Source organism: Bacillus sp. UNC41MFS5 (assembly GCF_000686805.1).
In genome coordinates, this window is the sequence record NZ_KK366020.1 from 337,273 (window position 1) to 356,497 (window position 19,225).

Below are 19,225 nucleotides of genomic sequence, written 5' to 3' on the forward strand. Positions count from 1 at the left end.
TGTAATTTATTTGATTTTTGTTGTTTTCTTGTTTACAAGAATGATTATGCCCAACGACTCTTAACTTTTTCTTAAGAACCATAGGGACGGTTCTCATGTCTTTTTTTGAGATGAAAGTGTGACCACATGAACCGTCCGAAGGTCTCCTGGTGGTCTTCCGCTGATATAATGCTAGTTTCGCTGATAAAAGTGTATTTCCGCTGATAAAATGGTCCAATTCGCTGATATCCTTCGATTTATCGCTGATAAGTTGCTCGGTTGAACTAATAACAAAGCTTAAAGCACCCTTAGGCTCTGATATTCGTTGAGAGAGGGAGTTTATTTGCGCAAATTTGGATTTTATTTGAGGATTTGCGTCTTCTATTTGAGGATTTGCATCTTCAATTTGCAGATTGATAGAAATTTATAGGTTAGAACATTTTTGTCCGATATCTTTTGCGGGATCTCCCATATAGTGACCACCAGAACCGTCCCCATGGTTTATATTCCCGTACTTAAGACTCTATTTTTTCCTTCATTTTTCCTCTAAAATAGATAGTTGGAACGCTTTTTTTCTGTTTTTTTAAAAGATAAAGGGGGAAATAAAAAAGTGAAGAAATTTCAAAAGATTTTATTGGCAGTCGTCCTTCTGTTTGGATGTTTTCCGGCTGTTGGCAATGCAATGACACAAAGTGAGCTAACTGCATTTTTAAACGAAAATAATTGGACAGAAGAAGATCTAGACTCCTATCTGGAATATTTCTATGATTTGAGTTTGAAAGATTTTTCTAGTATTGATGAACTAAAAGAGACACTTGGTGAGCCTATTACTGAAGAAAACCTACAGAAATTAATAGAAGATTACGAGTTTGAAAATGAAGAAGACCTTGTTGCTTTCCTAATTGAAAACGGAGAAATGGAAGAAGGTGACAATATTTCGGATGCCTTTCGATATATGAATGCCCTTGATTCTACTATTTCTTTTTATACAGAAGAAGGCGGCAATCCGATTACAGATGAAAACCTCAACGAACTACTTGAAGATTATGATATGACATTACAAGAATTGAAGGATTTATTGAAAAAAAATGACGATTCACTGGACAATTATGAAACTATTGAAGATCTAGATATGGCAGTAGCCTTGTATATTGGCGGAAATGAAATAGAGGATATTGTTTCCGAAATAGGCATTACAGAAAGCGAAATCATGGCAATGATGTCCCATTTTGAAAGCCTTAATCTAGATGAAGCTACGGTTCAAGAAAAAATGACATCGATTGAAAAACGCCTTGAACCATTCATTTATTTAGAAGATACAAGCGAGCTTACAACTGGACAAGCTGCCGAGTTGGTCAGTATTGCGGAAGAAATCTTTAACATAGTTGAATTAGAGCCGAAGTTTTATCTGGTAAAGGGCGGTAAAAAGAAACCTGTTACCATGAATGAGCTTGTCAAGATGAAAGATGCTCAAGGTTATGGCTTGTTAATCGAGCTTTATAATAAAAAGGGTGAGCTTCTCGCAGATGCTTTATTCCCTGCAGACATGCTAAACTCCGAATTAATTGACGAAACAGTTAATGATATGAAAAAGGTTGAAAAGACTGTAAAGAAAATTGAAACTGCTGTAAAAAGGACAAAGGATAAGCAGCCGCATACTATTAAAGGTGGCAAACTTCCAAATACAGCAGGCCATTATATGGAGTGGGTACTGGTTGGAGCATTTTTGATTCTTGCAGGTATCATTTTTAACCGCAAGAGGAAAGAGCAAGCCTAATGAAGAGGAAAATCCCAGCTCGAAGGTGGATTAGCATTTTCCTAGTTCTTGCAGGATTATGGATTGTGGTATCAAACATCAAACCTATTTTTCAACAATCAAATGCGGATCAATTCCAAAATAAACAGGAAAAAATGGCACCCAAAGCAGCAAAAGAAAAAATTGGTTCGAAGTCTCTTTATCCAGTCCGTTTCAAAATAGGAGAACGGATGGGAGAGCTGGACATTCCGAAGCTTTCTAAGACCTTGCCGATTTTTCATGGGGCAAATGAAGATGAACTGGAAAAAGGAGTCGGCCACTTTGCAGGTAGCGTGCTGCCTGGCGAAAAGGATAATTCAGTTCTCTCAGGACACAGGGATACAGTGTTTAGGCAACTTGGAAAAGTCGGAAAAGGTGATTTATTAATTGTGAGGACATCTGCGGGCAAGTTTACTTATAAAGTAAGAAGAACACGGATTGTTGATGCCGATGACCGGACCGTGATTGTCCCTAAACCGAGGGCTACTCTGACGGTTACGACGTGTTATCCATTTTCATACATTGGTAACGCACCGCAGCGCTATATTTTAATAGCAGATTTAATTAGCTCGACTTAATCGCCAGTTATCATATAGTTACCTCTATTTTTACATTTCCCTCTTAACCAAAGGTTAAGAGGGATTATTTGTAATATGAAGGAATGAGAGGGCAATCGACCCGTTGAGACATGGGAGGGAAAGCCTCCAGGGGCGGCGTGGAGATGTACATTATATGGTAAAATATGGAGTAGTAGCTAACTCCTCTTTGATCACTTGTATCATAATTTTGGTGACGTAATGTTCCTTATGATTCATTACAACTGTATCATAGACATACTCTTCAAAAACATAATCACCTAAGGCTAAATTTAAACGTTCCATCTCTGAAAAAAGTCGCTTATATGTTTTATGTAATGTTTTCTCATCCCCAATATGATATCCAATGAGAAAATCACCTTTCACAGCCTGAAAATACGGATATCCCACCTTTGGATGTGGCTGCTCAATATATAAAAAGCTATAATTAGAGAATTCTCCCTTCATTACGTGCTCCCGTTTCGTAATACTACCTATTGGATATCCTGAATCCAGATGAGATATGTTCAACTCATTAATGAAATCTGAAATAACCTCTACAAATTCTTCATCCGTTATATTTTCAATGTTTCTACTTAAATAAAGTGTTGCTTCCGGTAATGGTTTAATCGTAATTTGTTGAAAATCAAGGTGTGATGCTTCTTCCATTAAGGCTATTTTTGCATCAATCATTCTTTCCTTCATTTCCATCTCCTTACGCTTTTTCACAATCTCTTCTTTTTTTTGATGCATTAATGATAAAAAACTTTCAGGTGATTTATTTTGTGTATATTCTTGAATATCGTTCAGCGACATACCAAGATCCTTTAATAAATCAATAACAAAGAATAGCTCTATTTGGTGAATTGAATAATAACGATAACCTTTTTCATTTTTCCATAGGGGAGACAAAAGTCCAATTTGATCATAATAAAAGAGTGTCTGTTTGTTTACCTTACAAAGCTTCGCAAATTCCCCAGTAGTTAAATACTTGCCATTTTTTTTATCCATTTTTTACAGCACCACCCTTGACTATATAGTTACTATATACACTAGGATGGAAATTGTAAACAATTGAAAAATATACAAATTAGTTTAAGTAATTTGTTTTGTTAAGGAGAATGTAAAAGATGAAGACTCAAAAAGTCACCTTAGGATTATTATTAATGAATTTATTTATAGCCTTTTTGGGAATTGGTCTTGTCATTCCAGTCTTACCTACGCTGATGAATGAATTGGGGATAACCGGGAAAACAGTGGGGTATTTAACGGCAGCTTTTGCCATTGCTCAATTGATTGTTTCACCATTTGCAGGGAAAGCGGCAGATCAATTCGGCAGGAAAATTATGATTGTTATTGGCTTATTTATTTTTGGCCTTTCGGAATTATTATTTGGGATCGGAAAAGGTATCGAAATGCTATTTCTTTCCCGCGTTTTAGGTGGAATTAGTGCTGCGTTCATTATGCCAGCAGTAACAGCTTTTATAGCTGATATTACAGATTTGGATACTCGCCCGAAAGCACTCGGGTATATGTCAGCTGCTATTAGTACAGGATTTATTATTGGTCCAGGTATTGGTGGATTCTTAGCGGAATTTGGAACACGTATACCATTCTTCTTTGCTGGAGCACTTGGTACCATTGCGGCTATACTTTCTATTATTTTATTATCTGAGCCGAATCGTAGAGAAGATAATCATGAACAAGTCTCCGATGGTAAGATTGGTTTCAAACGTATTATTGCCCCAAAATATTTCCTTGCGTTTATTTTAATTTTTATTGCCTCATTTGGTTTAGCAGCTTTTGAATCGTTCTTTAGTCTATTTGTGGACCATAAATTTCAATTTAAACCATCCGATATTGCCATTGTTATCACAGGTGGTGCCATTTTTGGTGCAGTTTCACAAGTCATATTATTTGATCGGCTTACAAAAATTTGGGGTGAAATTAGACTGATTCGATATAGCTTACTCTTATCAGCTGTACTTGTCTTTTTAATGACTGTTGTTCATTCCTATTTTTCTATTTTACTTGTTACATTTATTGTTTTTGTAGGATTCGATATATTCCGACCGGCAGTTACTTCATACCTTTCAAATATCGCCGGGAACGAACAAGGTTTCGTTGGTGGAATGAACTCTATGTTTACAAGTTTAGCGAACATTAGTGGACCAATTCTAGGGGGTATATTATTTGATATTGATATTAACTACCCTTACTACTTTGCGACTGTGATACTATTTCTGGGAATAGTTATTACATTGTTCTGGAAGAAGCAAGCAAGTGATTCTTCAAACGAAGTGAAGGCTAGTGTAGCTAATTGATCAAATTGAAATAAAGACAAAAATTGTGAATCAAGATACTTAAACTATATGGTGCCTTTCTTTAATAAGAAGGAACGCTTTTTTCGTATGACGGGAACAATTTTTTTTAGATATGATTTTATAGGAAAATTAGTTGTTCAGTAGTTTGTCCAATATATCAATTTCCAAAGGGATGGGTATATTAGTCTTTATAAAGGTAAATTCTGAGCCACCAGAATGGCCCCCATGGTCTTCCCTAGGAGGTAAGCAAAATGAAGGTATCTTATATTCTTGATGTTATCATAGCGATTACAAGCCCATTGTATGAATGGAGAAGTATTGATACAAGAAGAATTGATTCCCATATCCATCAATTGAATAAACAGCCGTGGTTTCAAGAATTATACCAGGATGAAAAGTATCGAAAATTGTTCGTGATGAACTATAGAACACGACGATATTTAGATAGTCCGTTTCGGGTAAAGAGATTAATGAATAGTCCAAAAGCTCAGTTATATTTTCTCAAATTGCTTAACAAACAATTAGAGAGGAAGGAGATCAATCACGAAAAACCCTTGTGGTGAGACTCTGGCTTGGTCCTTTTGGATTTGGTTGTACAAAGGTATGTATCATAAGTTGGCTGGTGTATTCTTTTATACTCCCGAAGGATTAAAACGTATTTAAACAAATCACACACCATATGCTTAATTAGGATGAAAAATCTTGAAGGGAGTTACACCTCTCATGCATTGGATAAAATTCATGATCAAACAATTCCTAACTGAGCCTTTGTGGTTTAAACTACTAATCTCTACAACTCTGCTTATATCAATTCTTTTTAGCAGTTCATATTTCTCCAATCATGCTTATTTTCAAAGCGGTTCCAAATTAGCTGCGGCTATTTTTTTAATGCTTACGGTATTAAGTTGAGGAGGAATCGTGTAACTTCTATCATTTTATTTCCGCTGCTGTATGTATCTTTCTATCCATCCAGGCAATAAAATAACTCCTGAAGTTGGCGACAAACGCCACATTTTAGCGAAATCCCAGTCTAATTTGGCGAAATCCATCCTCAGCGGTGTGCCACCAAAACCGTCTCCCTGGTCTTTAAGACCGTATGTTAAAAAAATTTGAAAATTATTTGTAACATACGGACAAAAAATGCAAAGAACCTTTCGTATTGTTTATTAGCTTTTTTCTTTATTTCGGCCATTCTCCCTTCAAATGAGATTGACCCTTTTTTTTATCCAAAATCCAGAAACACCACTCAAATGAGTCGGTGTATTTTTTATGCACTTTAAAGGTGATATTATGACAAAAAGCTTCAGAGGATTTGCTTTAAACAGAAGTATTTGGAGAATGAGTTTTACCGCCACAATTTAAAAGAAAATCAGATAAAAAAATACCGGGCGAGACGGCAGAGTGACCACCAGAATCGTCCCCCTGGCACCACGAATAACCGAGTTTCTTCTATTATATATGCCAAAATATTGTTAACGTTTTCAACTGACAAACCAAATTCCACTAATTAGCCTATATATCAATATTTTAAACAGGATTCGACTGGGTTATTTTCCTCTCCATAGGGGAAGATATAATCGGCACTTCAATAAGCAATCCATTGATCATCTCACCAATTCATTGATCATCTCACCAATTCATTGGAGGGGAGCTATGCACGTACTGTTAACGGTAATTCTAATTGGTCTGGCGTTTTGGAAGGGTGATTGGCGCCATTGGCAGAAATACATTCGCACCATTTATTACGTAATCATTTGTAACCTGCTATACAATGTGTTGTGCAAGGATCATATGCTTTGGAAACAGAACCCGGATCTACTTCTGAAATCACATACGCTTGTTGATTTAATATATACCTTTATCAACCTCCCGGCAATCACCCTGCTATTCTTAAGCCATTATCCATTTTCAAAGCCAAAAGGTAAGCAAGTTCGTTATATTCTCTACTGGATAGTTGGCTCACTCATCGTCGAATATCCTCTTTATAAAATGAATCGGCTGATTCTCAATAATGGCTATGAGTATTGGATGGAGCCGTTTTTTTATATGATCATGTACTCGATGATTCGCCTTCATTACTCACGACCGTTCCTAACGTACGGTCTCTCGATTGTCGTGATTGTGTTTCTGCTACGTTACTTTCACATTTCCATTAAGTAATAGCCAGCTCCCATTGAAGAATTGAACAAGCTGCAACTACGAAAAGAGAGGTCATAAGGGATGTCAGTCGATTACGTCATTATTATTCTTATGTGGGTCATTGGTATAATCGCCTATATTTTCTTTACTCCGAAAAAACGGTACAGAAAAGTGTTGGTTACCCTCCTGATCTGTCAGGCGCTTTTATGGGTGAATTCACTGTTCCATGTAGAATTCAATCTGCTTGCCTTTCCGGTTCGTGAATTTCCGAAAGCAACAGACCTACTAATCACGACGGAGTATTTCTTTTATCCGCTCCTTTCTGGGTTATATATCGCCTATGAGCCAAAAAGAAGTTCTTATTTGATTCGTCTGATCTACTTGTCCGTTTGGAGTTCGGTTATCGCCATTTATGATCAAATGTTGGTGAATTATACAAACTTGGTCGAATACGTCCACTATGCCTGGTATTTTACCTGGCTGGATTTCTTTTGTATCTATGCCGCGACCAACGTGATTTATCAATGGTTTTTTAAAGACAAGGAGTATTTTCGCCAGGATCAGGAGGCTGCTAAATGAAACTAGAATGGTGGATTTTACTTGCCGTTTGGGTATTGACTTTGGGGCTGCTGTTAATCATTCCAAAAAATAAAATCCGTTTAGCCGTAACCGCCTTTTTATTCACTCAGGCCATCACCTGGATTCTTGGTTTAATAGTCGTTGAATATGGGCTGATTACCTATCCTGTCAGGTTATTTGCTGATGTCAACCGTGCTAGTTTTACCTATGAGTTTTTTGTCTATCCAGCTGTTGCTGGCATCTTTAATGTATTTTATCCGTACACCCAAAGCAAGTTCATAAAGTTCCTGTACTATGCTGCCTACTGTACCGCCCTGACTGTTCCCGAAATATTTATCGAAAAATATACAGGCTTAATTGAGTATCACCACTGGACATGGTATTGTACATGGATTTCTCTGTTTTTGACCTTTATGGTGACCCGCAGGTTTAGTGTGTGGTTTTACAGGGGGATCTTAAAGGACATGGATTAAAAAATTATGGTATTGCGTTTGAGTGTGCGATATCATACACCAATAGCATCCTTATCAAAATCAAAAAAATAGGGAACTTCGTATGAAGTTCCCTTATTTATGTCACTCTGCTCTTCTGTTAAAGCACCGGCCTAGGATTTTTTCTTGAGTCATTCTTTACCCTTTATTTTGTTAGGTAATGTAACGACAAATGTAGTCATATTATTTGCACTGGTAACATGAGTCCGCCCCTTATGCAACTCCACGAATCTCTTGACAACAGCTAAGCCCAATCCCGTGCCAACATAATCTTTTTGTACAGCTTTTGCTCGATAAGAATGTTCAAAGATCTTTTCCATTTCATCCTCTGGTATTTCCACACCTCTATTTCTTACAGTAATTTGAATACTTGTTTCATCTGCAGACAATCCAGTATAAATCTTTTTTGGTTCAAACGAATATTTCACCGCATTTTCCATTAGGGAATCCAATATTTGCAGGATGTGCTCATACGGAATAAATGTGAAGATACCCTCTTGTATGTTCCGCTCATAGGTGATTTTATCGACATCCGTCTTTTTCCTAGCAAGATAATGATTGATATGACGTGACAAATTATATTGATTCCCATTTTCAGTTTCTATTTCTTGTAAGTTTGACAACGTAATAATCTTATCTGTCATAGAAGAAATGCGTTCAACCTGTGATGCGATAATATCGAGCCGTTCTTCTACTTTTTTTTCATTTTTAAATCCGAACATGCGAAAATAATCAACGGAATGCAAAATAGATGTTAGTGGTGTTCGTATTTGATGGGTGATTTCACGAGCACTTTGCTGCTGTGACAAGACGGCTTTCTCCGCTCGTTCTAAAATGATATTTATTTGCTGACTTATGTCTGCAACATAATCATTTTTGCCACCCGCTATTGGAATTCGCTCACTCAACATTCCTTTGTTTACATCAATCAGCTTCTTTAATGCACGGTCCAAAGGAACAAACACACCCCTCATCGCATAAAAAGCAGCTACGAATAAAACAATATAAAAAACTATTAAAGATACAGAAAATGCTCCCAAGGTATAGTGAAATAGATCTTGAAATCCATGTGGGATATTTGTATAATATCCTGCTTGTCCTCTAAAGTCATAGGGATCGGCGACAGTATCTTGGAGTGTAAAAACATAATAATCGGACCCGATTTTCTTAACAAGTATATAATCAGGCAGTGTAATAATTCCTTTCTTTACTAAATAGATATTCGCAGCCATAACGCGGTTAATAGCGGTTCGATAAATCCGATTCACTTTAATTTCGTTTACTCTAAGGAATGCTACTTCAGGAGTATGAGCCTCATCTTTTTTTATGAGCGGGTTAAAGGCACGTACCTTATCAGTTTCAAAGTTATGAAGATAAACAACAGAGTTTTTTAATGCTAATTTAGAAAGGTATATGTTTTTCCCTTCATTAGATATTACTGGTTCAGGTATGTTCAATGTCCTAACGATTTTTTTCGTTCGCTGCAAGTTTCTTTCACCCTCGATAATAATGTAGGTATGCAATCCGTACATTAGTACAATAGGGGCGATAACACAAATTGTGATAGAAAGTAGAACAGAAACAAGTGTAAGGATCCGGATAGTGACTTTTAAAGTTGGAATTTTTTTAGTCTTCAATGATGTATCCTACCCCGCGTATCGTTTGTATATAATCAGATGGTATCGTCTCACGTAATCGCTTAATCGCTACATCAATTTTATTTTTGTCAGAATCGGATATTTCATCATTGTATCCCCATACTTCTTTTGCTAATTCCTCGCGTGAAACCGTATGGTTTTTGTTTTTAAGTAAATATACAAGGATGTCATACAGCATAGGGCTTAGATGAACCAATTGTTTCCCTACCGTTACTCTACGACTGATTAAGGATATTGACAGGTCTTTGTAAGGCAATAAGCCGATATCAGGCTTAGAAGATTTTTGTAATCTTCGTATCACTGTTTGAATTTTTGCAATCAATACAGGTATATTATAAGGCTTTGTAATGTAATCTTCCGCCCCCGAATACAGCCCTTGTGTAATATCTGTAGGATCCGCTCTAGCAGTTACGTACATATATGGAATAGTCTTTTTTTCATTTACCATTCTGGCTATGTCAAAACCAGAGCACAATAAGCCATGTTGGGCATGAGTATCCAGCGTTATATCTAAAAGCATTAAGTCATATTCGTTCTTTAGTGCGGCATTGTATGTGTCTTTAGCATTATCAAAGTAATCCACCTCAAAGGATGCTTCTTGTAACATCTCCTGCAAAAAAGACCCAATCTCAGTATCGTCATCCAAAATTAATAATCGCATATTCTCCACCTCTCTAATAATTTTCTACAATGAAGCGAAAAATATTAAAGTTCCCGTATACTGATTTGTTGCTACCTATATACAAATACATTAGTCATCCCTTTTTGAGACTATATAACAAAACACCTACATTTTTATTGCAAGTTTTTGCACTTTTACAAGGTGAAAATCTTTATATACACCATTTTAAATGTTTTATGACGATATAATTCTGACAATCCTGTCAGAAAACAATCACTAAACGGTAAGTGGTGACTTTCTGCGTATTATGGTTTAATAAATATTGTTACAAATATTTACAACGAATAAGGGAGATATACAATACAATAACTTCCTTGAAAAATTGGAAGTAATCTTCCATTTGGATTTCTTGCAAAAAATTGTTTATTAGATAATTTTTTACAAAATCTTTATGATCAAAACTTCACAAATAATGTATAATTGTTTTTGTTGTAAACATTAATATTATGACAAAATTTTTACAAATAATATAAAGATGTTACAAATTATGATATAATAGACAATGTTTTGTATCGAAATTATAGGAGGACGAAATGGAAGAGACTATTAGTTTAAAAGAGCTGCTCGAGACATTGAAAAAACGATTAGTACTAATCGTGTCGATAACAGTAATTGCCGCCATCATTAGTGGAGTGGTGAGTTATTATTTCTTAACCCCGATTTACCAGGCTTCTACCCAAATTCTTGTGAACCAAAAGAAAAGTGAACAATCCTTGTATCAAACGAATGAAGTTCAAACCAACCTTCAATTAATTAATACCTATAACGTAATCATTACTAGTCCAAGAATATTAGATATTGTTTCTAAACAACTTAATTTAAATATGACAGCTGCTCAGTTAAAGGGAAAGATTACTGTGGGAAGCGAAAAGGATTCTCAAGTTGTTAACTTATCAGTTCAAGATCCTGATGCGACAGTAGCGGCACAAATTGCGAATAAAACTGCGCAAGTGTTTAGTAAAGAGATTAGCAGCATAATGAATGTCAATAATGTCACAATCCTATCAGAAGCCGCTGTGGCTGAAAATCCATCACCAATCAAACCAAGACCATTATTAAACGTGGCTATCGCACTTGTTGTTGGTTTAATGGCCGGTGTCGGTCTTGCCTTCTTACTTGAGTACTTTAATAACACAATTAAAAACGAACAAGATGTAGATAAAATCTTAGGTCTTCCAATCCTAGGTGTCATTGCAACGATTGATGATCAAAAGATGGAAGATGCAGCAGCACGCCGTGCAGCAAAGAAATCTAAGGGAAGAGGTGAGGATATTGGCGCTTAAGAAGAAGAAACTGAACAGTAAAGACGCAAGCCGTAAGTTGGTCACAGCACTCGATCCGAAGTCACCGATTTCTGAGCAATACCGGACAATTCGAACAAATATCCAATATTCTTCTGTAGATGAAGAGTTGAAAGCAATCATGGTTACTTCTTCAGGACCTGCAGAAGGTAAGTCGACAACAGCGTCGAACCTTGCTGTTTCATTCGCACAGTTAGGTAAAAAGGTATTATTAGTCGACGCTGACTTACGTAAACCAACCGTTCATCATACATTTGGGATGAATAACTTATTTGGATTTACGACGGTATTAACAAAGCAAAGAGAACTTGAAAAAACAGTACTAGAAACTAATGAACAGGATTTATATATCCTAACGAGTGGACCGATTCCACCGAATCCTGCTGAGCTATTAAGCTCGAAATCTATGGAACAATTTATTGAAGACGCAAAGTCTCAGTTTGAATATATTATCTTTGATACTCCCCCATTGTTAGCGGTAGCTGACCCGCAAATTCTTGCAAATCAGGTGGATGCTTCAATTATGGTGGTATTTAGTGAGAAAACAGAGATCGACCAAGCGAAAAAAGGTAAAGAATTACTTGAACATGCTCAAAGTAAATTACTTGGTGTCGTCTTGAACCATAAAGAAGTCCAAAATGGAGATTATTATTATTATTATGGTTCTAGGTGACAAATTTCGACAAATCCTAACCCCGATACGTGTTACTATGATAATTGTCGTTGAAAAATAACAGTTAATTGGAAAGCGTGTGTGACCAATGGTTGATTTGCATAGTCATATATTACCTGGCGTAGATGATGGGGCAAGAAATTTGTCGGATAGTGTTAATATGGCCAAGATGGCTGTCGAACAAGGAATTCATACGATTGTCGCCACACCGCATCATTTGAACAATCGTTACGAAAACCCCAAACAAACCATTATTGATAGAGTTAGAGAATTGAACAAGGCCTTACTAGAAGAAAAGATAGATTTAAAGGTTCTGCCAGGTCAAGAAACACGGATCTATGGTGAAATGGTTGAGGGATATGAGGTAGGTGAAATTCTACCAATCGATCATACACAATATGTATTGGTAGAATTTTCGTCTGGCCATGTCCCAAGATACACGGAGAAGTTGTTTTATGATTTGCAGACAAAGGGACTCATTCCGGTGATTGTTCATCCGGAACGGAATCAAGAAATTATCGAGCGCCCAGAAATCCTATATCGCCTTGTGGAAAAGGGAGCATTAACACAAGTTACTGCTGCAAGTATCTGCGGGGACTTTGGAAAAAAGATTAAAAGTTTTTCCCTCCAATTAATCGATGCAAACCTTACTCATTTCATTGCCTCGGATGCACATAATACGAGCAACCGGACGTTTAAAATGGGAGAAGCTTTCGATATTGTACAAGTTAAGTACGGGATTGACATGGTTTATTTATTCCAAGAGAATGCTGAATTAGTGATTGAGGGCAGTCATGTTTATAAAGAAGTGCCTGAACGGATTAAAAAGAAGAGGTTTTTTAACATCTTTTAACCGACTAAGCCGATAAGTGTTAGCAGATTATCAATTTACACCTTTATCAGGCTAAGTCGCCTGATCGGCGACGCCTCCTATCCGTTATCGATGGGGGCACTCGATTGTGCTGTGGGTACTTTTACGGAGGGACCTTAGACGCATGTCGTCAAGAGCATGATGTGAGGCTGGGTTAAATGCCCAATTATTAATAAAACAATAAATATCTAATGAAAGAATAAGTGTGAAAGCACTTGCAATTCCATTAGATATTTATTTTTTTGCCCCTTTGCTTTAGTAAAGGAAAGAGTTCAGTAGATAAACAAAAGAATAATAGTGGGGGAATTAACAGTGAAAAGAGTAAGAAAAGCCATTATTCCAGCTGCAGGGCTGGGGACAAGATTTTTGCCAGCAACAAAAGCAATGCCGAAAGAAATGCTTCCAATTGTCGATAAGCCGACCATTCAGTACATAGTAGAAGAGGCTGTGGCATCTGGTATTGAAGATATTATCATTGTAACTGGTAAAGGAAAACGAGCGATTGAAGATCATTTCGACAATGCTGTGGAGTTGGAACAGAATTTAATAGAGAAAGAAAAGTATGATATTTTGGAACGAGTTCAGTATGCTACAAATCTAGCGGATATCCATTACATTCGCCAAAAAGAGCCAAAGGGTCTTGGACATGCGGTTTGGTCTGCGCGAAACTTTATTGGGAATGAACCATTCGCGGTCCTTTTAGGAGACGATATTGTTCAAAGCGAGACTCCTTGCCTAAAACAGTTAATAAATCAATATGAAGAAACTTTTTCTTCAGTAATTGGAGTGCAGAAAGTACCTGAAAATGAAACTAACCGCTATGGAATAATTGATCCTTCCACTCAGAATGGAAGACGATATCAAGTTAATAACTTTGTTGAAAAACCAAAACTAGGTACAGCACCTTCTAATTTAGCTATCATGGGTCGCTATATCCTAACCCCAGAAATCTTTATGTTCCTTGACCGTCAGGAAAAAGGTGCGGGTGGAGAGATTCAACTTACAGATGCGATTCAACGCTTAAATGAAATCCAACGAGTATTTGCTTATGACTTTGAAGGCAAACGCTATGACGTCGGTGAAAAATTCGGCTTTGTTAAGACTACGATTGAATTTGCTTTGCAGCATGATGACCTCCATGACGATATGCTGGATTACCTAAAAAATCTAGTTTCTTCATTAGATAAAGAAAAAGTAATGTTATAGAGAGAAGGAAGGGGTCACGGTTGTCTAATCTTGCAAATCAAGAAGTATCTTATTTAGAAAACCAGAAATCACTTGTTAATGACGGAAAAGCATACGTATTCATCAAAAGATTAATAGATATTATTGGTTCTTCATTTGGGATTATTCTTTTAGGTTTCCTTTTTATTATTATTGCTATTTTAATTAAAATCGAAGATCCAAAGGGAGCAATTCTGTTTTCACAGAAAAGAGTTGGACTGAATGGAAAAGAGTTTAAAATGTATAAATTCCGTTCGATGATATCCAATGCGGAGGAAAAGTTACAAGAGCTGTTAAAGCATAATGAGGTATCTGGTGCCATGTTTAAAATGAAGGATGACCCAAGGATCACTAAAATTGGTAAGTTTATCAGGAAAACGAGTATTGATGAATTGCCCCAACTATTTAATGTTTTAAAAGGGGATATGAGTTTGGTTGGTCCCCGTCCACCGCTTCCTAGAGAAGTGGCTGTTTATTCTGAGTATGACAAGCAACGTTTATTAGTCACACCAGGCTGTACAGGACTCTGGCAAGTAAGTGGGAGAAACAGTGTAGGGTTTGAAGAAATGGTGGAATTGGATCTTCAATATATCCGAGAACGTTCCTTCTTATATGATATAAAGATCATTTTAAAAACGGTCCTAGTATTATTTGGATCGAAAGATGCATTCTAGAAAAGAGGTAATGAAAAGATGATGAATAATGAATCTAAAATATATGTAGCTGGACATCGTGGCCTTGTGGGTTCAGCAATCGTAAGAAAACTTGAGGAAAAAGGTTACATTAATTTAGTATATCGAAATAGTAAGGAACTAGATTTACGAGATAAAAATGCAGTCGACAACTTTTTTGTTGAAGAAAAACCGGAATTTGTTTTCCTAGCAGCTGCTAAAGTTGGTGGAATCGTGGCCAACAACGAATACCCTGCTGATTTTATTCGTGACAACCTGTTAATTCAAACAAATATCATTGATGCGGCCTATCGCAACAATGTAGAGAAGCTTTTATTCCTTGGAAGTACTTGTATATATCCAAAGATGGCGCCACAACCATTAAAAGAAGAGTACCTCTTAACCGGTGTGCTTGAGCCAACAAATGAACCATATGCGATTGCAAAAATTGCCGGAATTAAAATGTGTGAATCCTATAATCGCCAATACGGTACACAATACATTTCAGTTATGCCAACCAATTTATATGGTGAAAATGATAACTTTGACTTGCATACTTCTCATGTTCTTCCTGCGTTGATTCGTAAGTTTCATGAAGCAAAGGAAAGCAATGCTTCATTCGTAGAAGTATGGGGAACAGGAACACCAAAACGAGAATTCTTGTATTCCGATGATCTTGCTGATGCAAGCATCTTTCTAATGAACAATTATTCTGGTAATGAAATTGTGAATATTGGTGTAGGTGATGACCTACCAATTAAAGAATTGGCAGAAATGATTAAAGAAACTGTTGGTTTCACTGGTGAGATTCAATTTGATACATCAAAACCAGACGGAACACCAAGAAAATTAGTGGATGTAACTAAGCTTAATTCTTTGGGATGGAAAGCCACTACTTCATTAGAAGAAGGATTAAAGAAAGCTTACCAATGGTTTTTAGATAATCAACTAACAAAAGTAAACTAACGAATATTCGGAGGTCAACATGAAAAAAGCATTAATTACAGGTGTAACAGGACAAGATGGTTCCTATTTAGCAGAGTTTTTATTAGAAAAGGGATATGAAGTGCACGGTATGATTCGACGCAGCTCTTCTTATAACCAAGAACGCTTAGAAGATCTTTTAACAGAAGAAGAAGCAAACGCATTATTAAATAATACAAACTTTCAGCTTCATTATGGAGATGTTACTGATGCATTGAATGTAACACGTATCATTGGTGAAATTAAACCAGACGAAATTTACAATCTAGCTGCACAATCACATGTTCGAGTTTCGTTTGATATGCCTGGTTATACATTAGATGTAGATGCTAAAGGTACATTAAACATCCTTGAGGCAGTACGAATTTTAGGATTAACAGAGAAAACTCGTGTATACCAAGCATCAACATCTGAGTTATTTGGTAAAGTTCAAGAGGTTCCACAAAAGGAAACTACGCCTTTTTATCCACGTTCTCCATACGGTGTGGCAAAAATTTATGGTTTCTGGATTACAAAGAACTATCGTGAATCATACAACATGTTTGCTGTTAATGGGATATTATTTAACCATGAATCTGAACGTCGTGGTGAAACATTCGTAACTCGTAAAATTTCATTAGCAGCTGCTCGTATCGCTCAAGGTAAACAAAAGAAATTAACATTGGGTAACTTGGATTCTTTACGAGACTGGGGTTATGCCAAGGATTATGTTGAGTGTATGTGGTTAATCCTTCAACACGATAAGCCAGAAGATTTCGTAATTGCAACTGGAGAAATGCATACTGTGCGTGAATTCGTAGAGTTATCTTTTAAACATGTGGGTGTGGAAATCGAATGGACTGGTCATGGAGTAGAAGAGAAAGGTGTTAATAAAGCAACTGGAGAAGTAATAGTTGAAGTAGATCCTAAGTTCTTCCGTCCAGCTGAAGTAGATCAATTACTAGGGGACCCAACAAAATCAAGAGAATTATTAGGTTGGAATCCTACTAAAACATCGTTCGAAGAATTAGTTCGTATTATGGTTACAACTGACATGAAAAAGGTTGAAAAAGAAGTTAAAATTAAGAAGATGTTTGATTAATTTTTTATCTATATGATGAGACTGGAAAGAGTTCCTCTTTCCTTTTTTGTTGCTTGTAATTAGTGAAGAGTTGCATAAATGATATATATAGTTAAATGAATTTATGCTGGAGGATAAAAGACATAATGGAAGAAAAAATAAAAACTTATAGTAATGATCCCGATAAATTAAAGTCTTTCAAACGTAAAGTAGACAAATCAAAAATTCCTACTTGTAATATCCTCGGTGTGGAAATAGCTGCAATAAATATGGATTGGTTACTGAATTTTCTAAGAGCAAATGTTAAAAGTAAAAATGGCAATCTTTTGGCCGGTGATTACATTTGTGTTTCGAATGTTCATACAACTGTAACTTCTTATGAAGATAAGGTATACTGTGACATTCAGAATGGTGGACTTATGGCTATTCCAGATGGTGGGCCTCTTAGTACAGTCGGACGCAGGCGTGGAAATAAAAACATGAGTAGAACCACAGGTCCTAATTTGATGAGAGAGTTATTTAATGATTCTGATAATAATGGCTATCGTCATTATTTTTATGGGTCCACAGAAGAAACGCTTGAGAAACTTTATAACAAGTTAATTGTTGAATATCCGGGTATTCAAATTGCTGGAATGTATAGTCCCCCATTCCGTCCGTTAGATGCTCATGAAGATGAGGAATTTGTAAAAAAAATCACCCAAACCAAGCCTGATATTGTGTGGGTCGGTTTGGGTGCACCCAAGCAGGAAGTATGGATGGCAGAACACCAAGGAAAAGTGGATGGCGTGATGATCGGTGTAGGTGCTGGATTTGATTACTTTGCTGGCAATATTAATAGAGCTCCAGAGTGGATGCAGAAGAGTAACTTAGAGTGGGTTTATCGTTTGATTCAAGAGCCCAAGAGACTATTTAAGAGATACTTGCACACTAACACTAAGTTCATCTGGTTGGTTATGGTGGGGGGGAAATGAGAATGGCGAAAACATTTTCAAAACCCAAAATTTTAATTGTCCACAATTATTATCAAATCCCTGGTGGAGAGGATACTGTTGTGGCAAACGAAAAGAGATTACTTGAAAATCAAGGGCATGAGGTAGTTCTTTATAGCCGTAACAATTCTGAACTAAAAAAAATGAGTAATTTTCAAAAACTATGTTTACCTTTTACAACTGTCTTCTCTCTGAGAACATACAAGGAAATCAAAAAAAAAATAAAACAGCACAGCATAGATATCGTTCATGTCCATAACACTTTAAATCTGATTTCACCGTCAGTGTACTATGCAGCTTTCTCTTGTAATGTTCCGGTTGTTCAGACCATTCATAATTTTAGATTCCTATGTCCAGCAGCAACCTTTTATCGAAACGGTAAAATCTGTGAGGATTGCACCAGCAAAGGTCTGAAGTGTGCGATTAAGTATTCTTGTTATAGAGGAAGCAAGTTACAGACGATGGCATCTGTTTTTACACTTAAAGTACATCGTTACTTGGGAACTTACAAGAAGTTAAATTATATCTGTTTAACAGAGTTTAACAAAGAGAAGCTGTTACAGCTGAATAAGGGAAAAAAACAAATTATTGATCCAAATAATGTTCATATTAAGCCGAATTTTGTTGACTCAGAAACTGATTGTATTCCTTATGAACAACGTAAAAATCAATTTGTTTTTGCTGGACGCATCGACAAGTTGAAGGGCATTAGAATTTTATTAGAAACTTGGAAAGATATCAAGGATTATGAATTGATAATTTGTGGGACAGGTCCTGAAGAAGATTGGTGTAAAAAATATATTGAGGAAAACAAAATGGTAAATGTAAAGATGCTAGGATATGTTCGAAATGAGGATGTAAAAAAAATCATAGGTGAATCTAAAGCACTAATTCTTCCAACACAATGGTATGAAGGATTTCCAATGAGTATTGTGGAGAGCTTGTCTAGTGGGACTCCGATTATCGGTAGTAATATTGGTAACGTTGGAAGTCTAATAGAAACTGGTGTTACAGGTTTTAAATTTAAGTTTGATTCGTCAAGTGAGTTAAAAAATGCAGTAAATCAGCTCGTTGATATGACAAGTAGCTCTACAAATTATTATAGAAATTATCTTTCTGAAAAAAGGAACTATATGATATTGTCTGCAATTTACAAAAATGTGATAAATTAAGTAATCTTCCATATTATAAAAATTGACAACCACTCAACAATTTATTAAAGGAAGG

The 19,225-nt window shown here is 36.3% G+C and carries 19 protein-coding genes; 16 read left to right on the forward strand and 3 right to left on the reverse strand.

The window, feature by feature from the left end; genetic code table 11:
• Positions 1 to 589: 589 nt before the first annotated feature.
• Together BR30_RS0130455 and BR30_RS0130460 are read left to right on the forward strand one after the other, a co-directional pair.
• A complete protein-coding gene (locus tag BR30_RS0130455) occupies positions 590 to 1,756 on the forward strand; it encodes a processed acidic surface protein (RefSeq protein WP_026568341.1) in 1,167 nt (388 codons plus the stop codon).
• On the forward strand, positions 1,756 to 2,352 hold the full coding sequence (locus BR30_RS0130460) for a class D sortase (protein ID WP_026568342.1): 597 nt from the start codon (positions 1,756 to 1,758) through the stop codon (positions 2,350 to 2,352). The genes BR30_RS0130455 and BR30_RS0130460 overlap by 1 nt, the downstream gene beginning before the upstream one ends.
• Positions 2,353 to 2,502: 150 nt before the next feature.
• On the opposite strand, the gene BR30_RS0130465 is transcribed toward BR30_RS0130460, so the two are convergent.
• Positions 2,503 to 3,360, reverse strand: coding sequence for a MerR family transcriptional regulator (locus tag BR30_RS0130465; RefSeq protein WP_026568343.1), 858 nt, complete (start codon positions 3,358 to 3,360; stop codon positions 2,503 to 2,505).
• 119 nt (positions 3,361 to 3,479) lie between these two features.
• On the opposite strand from BR30_RS0130465, the gene norA reads away from it, so the two are divergent.
• The 5 genes from norA to BR30_RS0130495 all read left to right on the forward strand — a co-directional run bounded on the left by norA (position 3,480) and on the right by BR30_RS0130495 (position 7,864).
• Positions 3,480 to 4,673 carry a multidrug efflux MFS transporter NorA gene (gene norA, locus BR30_RS0130470; RefSeq protein WP_026568344.1) on the forward strand — a complete coding sequence of 398 codons (1,194 nt, stop codon included), beginning with the start codon at positions 3,480 to 3,482 and terminating at the stop codon, positions 4,671 to 4,673.
• A 251-nt stretch (positions 4,674 to 4,924) separates the two neighbouring features.
• Positions 4,925 to 5,236, forward strand: a complete 312-nt coding sequence (locus tag BR30_RS0130475; protein ID WP_051633849.1) for a hypothetical protein — start codon at positions 4,925 to 4,927, stop codon at positions 5,234 to 5,236.
• A 1,090-nt stretch (positions 5,237 to 6,326) separates the two neighbouring features.
• Positions 6,327 to 6,833: a CBO0543 family protein gene (locus BR30_RS0130485; RefSeq protein WP_026568347.1), complete on the forward strand. Its 507-nt coding sequence runs from the start codon at positions 6,327 to 6,329 to the stop codon at positions 6,831 to 6,833.
• 60 nt (positions 6,834 to 6,893) lie between these two features.
• Entirely contained in the window at positions 6,894 to 7,391 is a 498-nt protein-coding gene (locus BR30_RS0130490) for a CBO0543 family protein (RefSeq protein ID WP_026568348.1), read from the forward strand.
• Positions 7,388 to 7,864 carry a CBO0543 family protein gene (locus tag BR30_RS0130495; RefSeq protein ID WP_026568349.1) on the forward strand — a complete coding sequence of 159 codons (477 nt, stop codon included), beginning with the start codon at positions 7,388 to 7,390 and terminating at the stop codon, positions 7,862 to 7,864. The genes BR30_RS0130490 and BR30_RS0130495 overlap by 4 nt, the downstream gene beginning before the upstream one ends.
• A gap of 149 nt (positions 7,865 to 8,013) precedes the next feature.
• On the opposite strand, the gene BR30_RS0130500 is transcribed toward BR30_RS0130495, so the two are convergent.
• Positions 8,014 to 9,369 (reverse strand): sensor histidine kinase, encoded by a 1,356-nt coding sequence (locus BR30_RS0130500; protein WP_231507863.1) that lies wholly within the window; start codon positions 9,367 to 9,369, stop codon positions 8,014 to 8,016.
• 139 nt (positions 9,370 to 9,508) lie between these two features.
• A complete protein-coding gene (locus tag BR30_RS0130505) occupies positions 9,509 to 10,201 on the reverse strand; it encodes a response regulator transcription factor (RefSeq protein ID WP_035446391.1) in 693 nt (230 codons plus the stop codon).
• 554 nt (positions 10,202 to 10,755) lie between these two features.
• Between BR30_RS0130505 and BR30_RS0130510 the strand changes: the two genes are divergently transcribed.
• The 9 genes from BR30_RS0130510 (at position 10,756) to BR30_RS0130550 (ending at position 19,170) form a co-directional block, all read left to right on the forward strand.
• Positions 10,756 to 11,505: a YveK family protein gene (locus BR30_RS0130510; protein ID WP_026568352.1), complete on the forward strand. Its 750-nt coding sequence runs from the start codon at positions 10,756 to 10,758 to the stop codon at positions 11,503 to 11,505.
• On the forward strand, positions 11,444 to 12,196 hold the full coding sequence (locus BR30_RS0130515) for a CpsD/CapB family tyrosine-protein kinase (protein WP_155928983.1): 753 nt from the start codon (positions 11,444 to 11,446) through the stop codon (positions 12,194 to 12,196). The genes BR30_RS0130510 and BR30_RS0130515 overlap by 62 nt, the downstream gene beginning before the upstream one ends.
• Positions 12,197 to 12,284: 88 nt before the next feature.
• Complete coding sequence (locus BR30_RS0130520) at positions 12,285 to 13,049, forward strand: tyrosine-protein phosphatase (protein ID WP_026568354.1); 765 nt, start codon at positions 12,285 to 12,287, stop codon at positions 13,047 to 13,049.
• A gap of 330 nt (positions 13,050 to 13,379) precedes the next feature.
• Positions 13,380 to 14,273, forward strand: coding sequence for a UTP--glucose-1-phosphate uridylyltransferase GalU (gene galU / locus BR30_RS0130525; RefSeq protein WP_026568355.1), 894 nt, complete (start codon positions 13,380 to 13,382; stop codon positions 14,271 to 14,273).
• Between the two features lie 20 nt (positions 14,274 to 14,293).
• Entirely contained in the window at positions 14,294 to 14,965 is a 672-nt protein-coding gene (locus tag BR30_RS0130530) for a sugar transferase (RefSeq protein ID WP_026568356.1), read from the forward strand.
• A 21-nt stretch (positions 14,966 to 14,986) separates the two neighbouring features.
• Positions 14,987 to 15,928 carry a GDP-L-fucose synthase gene (gene fcl, locus BR30_RS0130535; protein ID WP_026568357.1) on the forward strand — a complete coding sequence of 314 codons (942 nt, stop codon included), beginning with the start codon at positions 14,987 to 14,989 and terminating at the stop codon, positions 15,926 to 15,928.
• A gap of 19 nt (positions 15,929 to 15,947) precedes the next feature.
• Positions 15,948 to 17,027, forward strand: a complete 1,080-nt coding sequence (gene gmd, locus BR30_RS0130540; protein ID WP_026568358.1) for a GDP-mannose 4,6-dehydratase — start codon at positions 15,948 to 15,950, stop codon at positions 17,025 to 17,027.
• Between the two features lie 125 nt (positions 17,028 to 17,152).
• Complete coding sequence (locus BR30_RS0130545; RefSeq protein WP_081825636.1) at positions 17,153 to 17,980, forward strand: WecB/TagA/CpsF family glycosyltransferase; 828 nt, start codon at positions 17,153 to 17,155, stop codon at positions 17,978 to 17,980.
• A gap of 2 nt (positions 17,981 to 17,982) precedes the next feature.
• Positions 17,983 to 19,170: a glycosyltransferase family 4 protein gene (locus BR30_RS0130550; RefSeq protein WP_026568360.1), complete on the forward strand. Its 1,188-nt coding sequence runs from the start codon at positions 17,983 to 17,985 to the stop codon at positions 19,168 to 19,170.
• Positions 19,171 to 19,225 lie beyond the last annotated feature (55 nt).

Excerpts from the sequence above, each read along its gene's own strand:
- BR30_RS0130460 (WP_026568342.1), top strand. The coding sequence starts at position 1,756 with ATGAAGAGGAAAATCCCAGCTCGAAGGTGGATTAGCATTTTCCTAGTT.
- BR30_RS0130465 (WP_026568343.1), bottom strand. The coding sequence starts at position 3,360 with ATGGATAAAAAAAATGGCAAGTATTTAACTACTGGGGAATTTGCGAAG.
- norA (WP_026568344.1), top strand. The coding sequence starts at position 3,480 with ATGAAGACTCAAAAAGTCACCTTAGGATTATTATTAATGAATTTATTT.
- BR30_RS0130475 (WP_051633849.1), top strand. The coding sequence starts at position 4,925 with ATGAAGGTATCTTATATTCTTGATGTTATCATAGCGATTACAAGCCCA.
- BR30_RS0130485 (WP_026568347.1), top strand. The coding sequence starts at position 6,327 with ATGCACGTACTGTTAACGGTAATTCTAATTGGTCTGGCGTTTTGGAAG.
- BR30_RS0130490 (WP_026568348.1), top strand. The coding sequence starts at position 6,894 with ATGTCAGTCGATTACGTCATTATTATTCTTATGTGGGTCATTGGTATA.
- BR30_RS0130495 (WP_026568349.1), top strand. The coding sequence starts at position 7,388 with ATGAAACTAGAATGGTGGATTTTACTTGCCGTTTGGGTATTGACTTTG.
- BR30_RS0130505 (WP_035446391.1), bottom strand. The coding sequence starts at position 10,201 with ATGCGATTATTAATTTTGGATGACGATACTGAGATTGGGTCTTTTTTG.
- BR30_RS0130510 (WP_026568352.1), top strand. The coding sequence starts at position 10,756 with ATGGAAGAGACTATTAGTTTAAAAGAGCTGCTCGAGACATTGAAAAAA.
- BR30_RS0130515 (WP_155928983.1), top strand. The coding sequence starts at position 11,444 with ATGCAGCAGCACGCCGTGCAGCAAAGAAATCTAAGGGAAGAGGTGAGG.
- BR30_RS0130520 (WP_026568354.1), top strand. The coding sequence starts at position 12,285 with ATGGTTGATTTGCATAGTCATATATTACCTGGCGTAGATGATGGGGCA.
- fcl (WP_026568357.1), top strand. The coding sequence starts at position 14,987 with ATGAATAATGAATCTAAAATATATGTAGCTGGACATCGTGGCCTTGTG.
- gmd (WP_026568358.1), top strand. The coding sequence starts at position 15,948 with ATGAAAAAAGCATTAATTACAGGTGTAACAGGACAAGATGGTTCCTAT.
- BR30_RS0130545 (WP_081825636.1), top strand. The coding sequence starts at position 17,153 with ATGGAAGAAAAAATAAAAACTTATAGTAATGATCCCGATAAATTAAAG.
- BR30_RS0130550 (WP_026568360.1), top strand. The coding sequence starts at position 17,983 with ATGGCGAAAACATTTTCAAAACCCAAAATTTTAATTGTCCACAATTAT.